Raw genomic sequence first — 6,648 nt, 5'->3', positions numbered from 1 at the left:
TATACCCGGCAGAGCCAACGAACGGTGCAGAAAGACAAACGCAACGGGGGAGAAAACTGCCCGCCCCTGCCCCGCAGTGGGAGCACCATGTTTTGTCAGATGCCGGCCGCCACCGGGATCGCCGATGTGCCCGCGTCTCTGTCGTATGAATGTGATGTGTCTGCCAGGGACAGACGTTTGGACATGGATGTCGCGCGCAGGCTGCATCGCAGGCGCTACCCCAAAACCTGCATGCAGCGGTGCTCCGTTATCTGGGCCTACCGCAAACAACCGCTAATCATATCACGCCCGACACCAAAAAACTGGCGGACGCGACAAGCCGGGACTGGATCAGACACTATCAGGCGTTGACCCGATTAGAGCAGGGTCACACCGAAACGCTCTGAAGGAGCTCGTCACGGTCCAGCGTGGCTTTGGTGCCCTCCAGCATGACCTCCCCCCGGCGCAGCACGACGAAGCGATCCGCCAGATCGTAGGCAAAATCGAAATACTGCTCGACCAGCACTATCGCCATCTCCCCTTGATCGCGCAGCAGTTTGATGACCTCGCCAATCTGCTGGATGATGTTGGGCTGAATGCCCTCAGTCGGTTCATCCAGCAAAAGCAGTTTGGGACGGGTGATCAGCGCGCGGGCGATGGCGAGCTGTTGCTGCTGCCCACCCGAAAGATCCCCTCCGCGTCGGCCCTGCATTTCCTTGAGCACCGGGAAGAGTTCAAACATCTCTCCGGGCACGGCGCGCTCTGACTTCGGCAGACAGTTAAAGCCGGTCTCCATGTTTTCGCGCACAGTGAGCAGCGGGAAAATCTCGCGCCCCTGCGGCACATAGGCGACGCCTTTGTGGGCCATGGCCTGTGCGGGCAGTGGCGGCAGGGCCTCCCCATCAAGCGACAGCGTGCCGCCCGAACGGGGATGGGTGCCGGAAATTGCCTTGATCAGGCTGGTCTTGCCGACGCCATTGGTGCCCATGACGCAGGTCACTTCGCCCTTTTGCGCCTCCATGGAGATGCCATGTAGGATCTGGGAATGGCCGTAATGCAGCGTGGTGTCTTTCAGTGTCAGCATCTCAGCGCTCCAGATAGACGTCGATCACATTCTGATCGGCGGTGACGTGATCCAGACTGCCCTCGGCCAGAACGGCCCCTTCGTGCAGCACAGTGACTTTGCAATTGAGGCGGCGCACAAATTCCATGTCATGCTCCACCACCACCACGGCGCGGGTTTTGGCGGCTTCGACCAGAATGTCGGTGGTGTGTTCGCGCTCTGCCGGGGTCATGCCAGCGGCGGGTTCATCCACCAGCAGCAGGCGCGGCTCCTGTGCCAGCAACATGCCGATTTCCAGCCATTGCTTCTGCCCGTGGCTGAGTTCGCCGGAGGTGCGGGTGAGCTGATCGGTGAGGCCGATCTGTGCGGCAAGGTCATCGACCTTGGCGAGATCCGCATCGCTGGGCCGATAGGTCAGCACCGCAAACCAGCCGCGCGGCTTTTTGAGTGCCATCAGCAGGTTTTCCTGCACGGTCTGCTCTTCAAACACGGTGGGTTTCTGGAATTTGCGCCCGATGCCTTCCTGTGCAATGCGGGCTTCGTTCATACCCAGCAAGCTGATGGATTTCTCCCCCCAGATCACCCGGCCTTCATCCGGCCGGGTTTTGCCGGTGACAATATCCATGAAGGTGGTTTTGCCTGCGCCGTTGGGGCCAATCACCGCGCGCATTTCGGCCTCACCGATCTGGAACGACAGATTGTTGATGGCGCGAAAGCCATCAAAAGTGACCGAGACACCGGAAACTTCAAGAAGTGTGCTCATTGGGAAGCCTCCTTGGCCGCGCGGCGGTCAGACAGGATGTCGATCAGCCCGCCGATGCCTTTTGGGGCAAAGAGCGTGACCAATACAAAGGACAGGCCCAAGAGCACCAGCCACCAGTCGACCCATTTGATGGTGTAAAAGCCCAAGTTCACATCCGGGGCCTGCCCGCCGGTGAACCATGTGGACAGCAGGCTGACAAAAGCCGCGCCAATCACGGCGCCATACAGCCGCCCGCGTCCGCCAATGGCGACCCAGACCGCGAGGTAAATCGAGGCAATCGGCGCGATTTCTGCCGGATTGATGATCCCGGCCTGCGGGTAGTAAAGCGCCCCGGCGATGGCCGCGATACAGGCGGTGAGCGTAAAGATCACGAGCTTGTAGGTTTCCACCGAATAGCCAAGGAAGCGTGCGCGGGCCTCATTGTCGCGGATGCCGCGAATGACGGAGCCGAATTTGCCGCTGACCAGCCAGGCACAGAGCAGATAGCCCGCGCCAAGTGCTGCCGCCGACGCCCAAAAGAACCAGAGCGAGACATGATCCTGTGAGGCGGTGACACCTGGCAGGTTTTGCAAGCCCGAAAGGCCGTTGTTGCCGCGCAGGCCGCTGTCGTTCTGAAACAGGTAGAGAGCCAGTGCCAATGTCATGGCTTGGGTGAGGATCGAGAGATAGACCCCGGTGACGCGGCTGCGGAAGGCGAGCCAGCCAAAGATCAGCGCCAGAAGGCCGGGCACCAGCAGAACCAGCGCCAACTGGATGGTGAGGCTATCGGCAAAGGCCCAGATCAGGGGGAAATCGCTGCTGCCGACAACGCCAAAGATCTGATTGCCGATGGCGTCGATCACCTCTGCGTCGGTGGGCGGGATTTCGGCGTTGGCGAGGCTGTCCACCACAATCAAGCGGGTGCGCTCATACATCAGCCACATGCCGATCATATAGCCGCCCAACCCAAAAAAGGCGAAATGGCCGAGGCTGAGGATGCCGGTGTAGCCCCAGATCAAATCCATCGCGAGGGCGATGAGGCACAGGCAGAGGGTTTTGCCCAGCGTCTTGATGAAGCTGGTGGAGATGCCCCCCACGCCAAAGCCTTCGGACATGACGGTCACCAGCAGGGTGAACAGCGCGAGGATGGCGAGAAAGATCAGAACCGAGGGGTTCTTGGCGATGAAACTACGCTGCATGGGACAAATCTCCTGCAAGCTGCACCTCCCGACCGAAAGGTCGGGCAGCCCCCGTGCCGCCCCCCCACGGGGCGGGGGCTTGAGTGCAAATCATAGAATAGCTGGAAAGGGCGTGGCACATCATGGTGTGGTGCGTGTGGTGTGCGCCCCGTGCGGCACGGGGGCTGCCCTGTGTGTTGCACATCGTCATGGTTCAATCCCCCGCCGCGCGGCCTTTGAGGGCGATGATACCTCGGGGCCGGAACTGGATGAAAATGATGATGAAGATGATCATGTAGGTCTGAGCTGCCAAGGTGTTGGAGGGGTTCATCCACTCAATGCCTTTTTGCAGGAAGCCAATCATGGCAGCCCCCGCCAAGGTGCCCCAGATGTTGCCGACGCCGCCGACAACCACTGTCATGAAGCTCTGCACGATGTAGTCGCTGCCCAGCTCAGAAGTGACTTTGGCAAACAGACCGATGGCCACGCCCGCGATGCCCGCGATGCCGGAGCCAAGACCGAAGGTCAGCATGTTCACGCGATCGGGGTTGATGCCCATGGAGGCGGCCATACGCGGGTTTTGCGTGACCGCGCGGGTTTCAAGACCCAGCCGCGTGCGTTTCATGATGTAGAGGAAGACCGCGAGGAAGATCAGCGCAAGGATGAAGATCGCGATGCGGATGTAGCTGATCGCGACCACATCGTTGAGCACCCATGCGCCATCGAGCCACCCCGGCGCCGTGAGTGGGCGGGCCTGTGTGCCAAAGATGTTCTTGGCAAGCTGTTGCAGCGCGATGGAGATGCCGAAGGTGGCGAGCAGGGTTTCCAGCGGGCGGGCCTGAAGCCAGCGGATCACCAGACGCTCCATCGCCACACCGGCGGCAAAGGTCACGGCAAAGGCGGTGGGGATGGCGACAATGATCGAGACGGTGTGATCGGGGATGATCTGTTGCACCACATAGCCGGTGTAGGCGCCCATCATGATGAACTCGCCATGGGCCATGTTGATGACCCCCATCACGCCAAAGGTGATGGCGAGGCCGATGGCGGCGAGGAAGTAGATCGAGGCGAGCGAGAGCGCATCAAGCGTGAGGTCCAGCGTCTGGTTGAGGCCCACTTTCAACTCGATGTCTTTCAGCGCCTCAGCAGCGGCATCGGTCACCGCTTGGGACGGCTCCAGATAGGCGTCATAAAATGTGTGCGCGGCAAGCGCTGCGTCAATCTCGGTGTCGGTCACAAAGGCGGGCACGGTGCCTGCCTCTGCCAGCGCATTGTACGCTGTCAGACGGTTGGCCTCGGTGTTGAGCTGCGCCACCGGTACACCGCCGACGCGGGCGCCATCGATATGGGCGGCAAGCTGGGTGCGGATGTCATCACGGCTGATGCGTGCGGGCGCGAGGTCTTTGGCGACAAGCATATCGTAGGCGGTGAGGCGATCAAACGCCCCCTGCCCCGGTGTCAGAAGCGCGGCGATGTTAACGCCGTCTGGCGCGGCACCTGCACCCACATCGCGTTTGATCGTCAGCAGCGGATTGAGCGTTGCGCGCACATCCACACCGAGATCGCCGGACATATCGGCGATGGCCGCAAGGCGCGCAGCTTCATCTGTGTCGTAGCTGATAGTCAGCAATCGCTCGAGGCGCTGCTTTTGTGCCTTCAGCGCTACATCTGTCTCGCCTTCAATCGAGGCACGCAGGGGGGCGAGCAGACTGGCCTCTGGGTCGCGCTCAATAGAGACCAGCGCGGCGCGGCGGGCTTCAACGTTGGGATCGCTCAGCTGAAACTGCACCAGCGCGGTGCCAATCAGCGCGCGGATGCCGCTGTTCGGTTTGAGCTGTTTCAGTTCTTTTTTGGGAAACGCGCCAACAGACGCGCCGCTGTCAAAATCGGTCAGCGCGTAGGTTTTGCTGTCGATTTTCTCGCCAATGAAAAACAGCCCGTCAGACTTGCGCTGCCACATATTCTTGGCGGCCCAAACCTCCAGCACCGTCTGTGCTTGCGGCAATCCAGAGCTGGCCACAGCCGCAATCGCCGGGCCAATAGTCTTACGCGAGCTTTTCACAATAAGCGCTTGATGTTCCTGCAAAATCGACTGGATCGAGGCGCCCTGCGCCTGCCCCCGGTCGGGCGAAATCAGGCAAGCGGCCAAGAGGGCAAGGCCTGCCAAAAGGAAGTGTCTCATGTGAGGAAGTCCGCGAAGTAAAGGTTGGGGCCGCCACACAGGCGACCCCACAAGGGTCAAACCTTAGTAGTTAGACAGGGTCTGAACACAGGTTTTGGTTTCGGTGTTGTACATGCCGCAATCCAGATCTTTCCAATCGGACTTCAGAACCGCAGATTCTGGCAGGAAGTCTGTCCAGGCATCGCCAGGCACTTCTGAGGTCTGGGAGATGATGTCAAACTGACCGTCTTCCTGAATTTCGCCAATCAGAACCGGCTTTGCCAGGTGGTGGTTTGGCAACATCACGGCGGTGCCGCCGGTCAGGTTCGGGAATTCCTGGCCGTACATCTCGGCGCGCACGGCATCCACTTCGGTGGAACCCGCTTCAGCCGCGGCATTCACCCACATGTTAAAGCCAATATAGTGGGCTTCCATCGGGTCGTTGGTCACGCGCTCTTCGCCCATGGTGGCTTTCCAGGTTTCCACAAACTCTGCGTTCACTTCAGCGTCGGCGGACTGGAAGTAGTTCCACGCTGCGAGGTGACCGACGAGGTTGGAAGTGTCCAAACCGGCCAGCTCTTCTTCGCCCACAGAGAAGGCCACAACCGGGATGTCATCGGCAGAAATGCCTGCCGCTGCCAGCTCTTTGTAGAAGCCGATGTTTGCGTCGCCGTTGATGGTGGAAATGACGCCCACTTTTTTGCCATCCGCGCCCAGCGCGACAACGTCTGCCACGATTTTGGACCAGTCAGAGTGACCAAATGGGGTGTAGTTCACGAAGATATCTTCGTCGGCGATGCCTTTGTCTTTCAGGTAAGACTCAAGGATGTTGTTGGTGGTGCGTGGGTAGACATAGTCGGTGCCCAAGAGGGCAAATTTCTCAACACCCAGTTCGTCAAGGAAATAGTCGGTGGCCGGGATCGCCTGCTGGTTTGGCGCGGCACCGGTGTAGAACACGTTTTTGGAGCTTTCTTCGCCCTCATACTGCACCGGGTAGAACAGCAGACCGTTCAGCTCTTCGATCACCGGCAGCACGGATTTGCGCGACACAGAGGTCCAGTTGCCAAAAATCACGTCCACTTCATGCACGGTCAGCAGCTCGCGCGCTTTTTCTGCAAACAGCGGCCAATCAGAAGCTGGATCCACGACCACCGCTTCCAACTGTTTGCCCAGCAGGCCACCCTTGGCGTTTTGCTGATCGATCAGCATCAGCATGGTGTCTTTCAGCGTGGTTTCAGAGATCGCCATGGTTCCAGACAGCGAGTGCAGAACGCCCACTTTGATGGTGTCTTCCGCAGCCATCGCCGCCCCTGCGAGCGAAGCAAAAACCAGAGATCCGGCGAGCGTGGATTTCAGAAAGGTCATAAAATTCTCCCTGCGGGGATGGCGCAGAAACGCTTGCGCCCGGGCGCCTGTTTCCATTACCTGATCCCGCAACTTTTGTTGCATCCGTGTGGCGGCTGTACCGAGGTCCAATTCGTTGGCCGTCACACACCCAGCGCGTTTGATTGAATTCTGTCCTGCC

The 6,648-nt window shown here is 59.8% G+C and carries 6 protein-coding genes; 1 reads left to right on the top strand and 5 read right to left on the bottom strand.

All coding sequences use genetic code 11. From position 1 onward, the window contains the following. Positions 1–227 precede the first annotated feature (227 nt). Positions 228–386 carry a Stf0 family sulfotransferase gene (locus PJL69_RS20420; RefSeq protein WP_441347513.1) on the top strand — a complete coding sequence of 53 codons (159 nt, stop codon included), beginning with the start codon at positions 228–230 and terminating at the stop codon, positions 384–386. Here PJL69_RS20420 and urtE read toward each other — a convergent pair. From urtE to urtA, 5 genes are all read right to left on the bottom strand, one after another. Beyond that, a complete protein-coding gene (gene urtE, locus PJL69_RS19020; RefSeq protein WP_271311095.1) occupies positions 368–1,063 on the bottom strand; it encodes an urea ABC transporter ATP-binding subunit UrtE in 696 nt (231 codons plus the stop codon). The genes PJL69_RS20420 and urtE overlap by 19 nt on opposite strands. A gap of 1 nt (position 1,064) precedes the next feature. Then, entirely contained in the window at positions 1,065–1,805 is a 741-nt protein-coding gene (urtD, locus tag PJL69_RS19015) for an urea ABC transporter ATP-binding protein UrtD (RefSeq protein WP_058238114.1), read from the bottom strand. After that, entirely contained in the window at positions 1,802–2,983 is a 1,182-nt protein-coding gene (gene urtC / locus PJL69_RS19010; protein ID WP_271311094.1) for an urea ABC transporter permease subunit UrtC, read from the bottom strand. Before urtC ends, urtD begins: the two co-directional genes overlap by 4 nt. Positions 2,984–3,176: 193 nt before the next feature. Further along, positions 3,177–5,144, bottom strand: coding sequence for an urea ABC transporter permease subunit UrtB (gene urtB, locus PJL69_RS19005; RefSeq protein ID WP_271311093.1), 1,968 nt, complete (start codon positions 5,142–5,144; stop codon positions 3,177–3,179). Positions 5,145–5,207: 63 nt separating this feature from the next. Then, positions 5,208–6,488, bottom strand: a complete 1,281-nt coding sequence (gene urtA, locus PJL69_RS19000; protein WP_271311092.1) for an urea ABC transporter substrate-binding protein — start codon at positions 6,486–6,488, stop codon at positions 5,208–5,210. Positions 6,489–6,648: the final 160 nt, after the last annotated feature.

Origin of the sequence: Shimia sp. MMG029, from assembly GCF_027947445.1 — a bacterium.
Lineage (GTDB): Bacteria > Pseudomonadota > Alphaproteobacteria > Rhodobacterales > Rhodobacteraceae > Shimia.
The sequence above is the reverse complement of the archived record's forward strand: the minus strand, read 5'-3'. Positions and strand labels throughout refer to the sequence as shown.

Bases quoted from the DNA above. Each gene is read 5' to 3' on its own strand.
- urtA (WP_271311092.1), bottom strand. From the start codon at position 6,488: ATGACCTTTCTGAAATCCACGCTCGCCGGATCTCTGGTTTTTGCTTCG.
- urtC (WP_271311094.1), bottom strand. From the start codon at position 2,983: ATGCAGCGTAGTTTCATCGCCAAGAACCCCTCGGTTCTGATCTTTCTC.
- urtB (WP_271311093.1), bottom strand. From the start codon at position 5,144: ATGAGACACTTCCTTTTGGCAGGCCTTGCCCTCTTGGCCGCTTGCCTG.
- urtD (WP_058238114.1), bottom strand. From the start codon at position 1,805: ATGAGCACACTTCTTGAAGTTTCCGGTGTCTCGGTCACTTTTGATGGC.
- urtE (WP_271311095.1), bottom strand. From the start codon at position 1,063: ATGCTGACACTGAAAGACACCACGCTGCATTACGGCCATTCCCAGATC.